The following is a 1,863-nucleotide window of genomic DNA, read 5'->3' as shown; positions in this document are numbered from 1 at the left end:
TCTTGCAAAAGTCCTTTTCATCAATTGATGGGACGGGCTAATAGGCCCAACCCACAAGAAAAAATAACTCTTGTGGGATGGGCCGAAGAGCCCGTCCTAGTTATTTTTGCAAGAGGTCTATTGTAGGGGCAATCCCCCCGTGGTTGCCCCGATAGATAGGGGGTAGGCACTCTTGGCACTACCCCTACAAATTTATCTGAATGATTTAGGATTGCTATATGCGATCGTCCGTGGGGGAGCGGGGGAGGAGGAGAGAGGGGGAGTGGGAGCATTTTTCTTTTGCCTCCTGCCTTCTTCCCTCTTTCTTCAACCACACCTAAAATTTGCCAAATGTCAAGAAACTCGATCGACTTTTCCCCACCTCAGCCACCAAGTCCCAAACAAGATTTAGCGCCGGAAAAAATTCCCCAAGTCTCTTGCCACAAACGACCACATCGCTTGTAATATGGATCTAACTCACAGCCCGTTAAAGCAATCAACAAACAATTAAGCCGCTCAATATATTCACCCTCCAACGAGCGATGAGTTGTATTGAGCGTGCCTATTAAGGAGCGCTCAAAGCTCGTCAGACACCCCCAATATTCAGGAAGAATCATGCCATCAAGAGCGGCTAACGATGTAGACGTAGCAGAGCAATATTGGCACTACCTAGAAGTATCCAAGGTTGCAACAATCTTAGAAACCAACCTGGAAAGCGGTTTAGAACCGACAGAAGCCAACCATCGCCAACAGAAATTCGGGGCCAACGAACTAACGGTTAAAGCAGGGAAACCAGCCTGGTTAAAATTTATCCTGCAATTTAACCAACCCCTCCTGATCATCTTGCTGAGTGCAGGTTTAATCAAAGCAGTGATCGGAGAATGGCTAAACGCTAGCGTAATTTGGGGCGTAACAACCACCAACGCTACTATTAGTTTCATCCAAGAAGCTGGAGCCGAGAAAAAAATTGAAGCCCTAGCCCAAGCTGTCACCACCGAAGCCACAGTCATTCGGGGCGGCAAAAAATTAAGAATTCCCTCCAAAGAACTCGTTGTCGGCGACTTAGTAACCCTGACTTCCGGCGACAAAGTACCGGCAGACTTGCGCTTAGTGAAAGTCCGCGACTTGCAAATCGACGAATCGGGACTCACCGGGGAATCTGTTGCTGTCGAAAAAGAATTAGGAGAGTCTGGAGACTTAGTTCTGCCACAAGAAACGCCACTAGCAGAACGGGATAACATGGCCTATGCCGGCAGTTTTGTCACTTTTGGCCAAGCTAGCGGCATCGTAATTGCGATCGCCAATAAAACCGAAACAGGCAAAATCTCCCAACTATTAGATCGGCACATCGACCTCACCACCCCCTTAACCCGCAAATTCAACCAATTCAGTCAAAACTGGCTGTTATTCGTGTTGGGAATGGCAACCTTGACCTTCGCCGTCAGATTGGGGCGGCCAGTCCCTGCGGGAGTTTCAGCCTTTAAAGAAGCAGTCGAACCCGCAGTCGCCCTGATTGTCGGCGCAATTCCCGAAGGCTTACCCGCCGTCATCACCGTCACCCTAGCCGTAGGCGTTTCCCGGATGGCAAATCGCCACGCGATCGTCCGCAAATTGCCTGCTGTGGAAACCCTCGGCGGCGCTACCGTCATCTGTTCCGACAAAACCGGAACTTTGACGGAAAACCAAATGACGGTGCAAGAAATCTATTCTGGCGGCGAATCCTACTCGGTTACGGGTACGGGATAAGCTGTTCGACATCTAAACTGCATTAACCAAGTTACCTTTATTTTTTATTTTTCGGTTCCATTTCATAATTAGTTCTCCTTCATTTAAAAGTTTATGTAATAGTAATTCTAGTTTTTCAATGGATTCAAATAATCTATT

2 protein-coding genes are annotated in these 1,863 nt (G+C 47.9%); both read left to right on the top strand.

Features of this window, described 5'->3' with window-relative positions; all coding sequences use genetic code 11:
- Positions 1–172 precede the first annotated feature (172 nt).
- On the top strand, positions 173–391 hold the full coding sequence (locus ACUVJL_RS03035; protein ID WP_445244491.1) for a hypothetical protein: 219 nt from the start codon (positions 173–175) through the stop codon (positions 389–391).
- Positions 392–594: 203 nt separating this feature from the next.
- Positions 595–1,725 carry a cation-translocating P-type ATPase gene (locus ACUVJL_RS03030; protein WP_445244490.1) on the top strand — a complete coding sequence of 377 codons (1,131 nt, stop codon included), beginning with the start codon at positions 595–597 and terminating at the stop codon, positions 1,723–1,725.
- Positions 1,726–1,863: the final 138 nt, after the last annotated feature.

It is taken from the genome of Microcoleus sp. OTE_8_concoct_300, from assembly GCF_031383065.1.
Classification (GTDB): domain Bacteria; phylum Cyanobacteriota; class Cyanobacteriia; order Cyanobacteriales; family Microcoleaceae; genus Microcoleus.
This window is presented reverse-complemented; position numbering and strand designations above follow the sequence as displayed.

What these genes read in the sequence shown, in the direction of transcription:
- ACUVJL_RS03030 (WP_445244490.1), top strand. Translation starts at nt 595, where the DNA reads ATGCCATCAAGAGCGGCTAACGATGTAGACGTAGCAGAGCAATATTGG.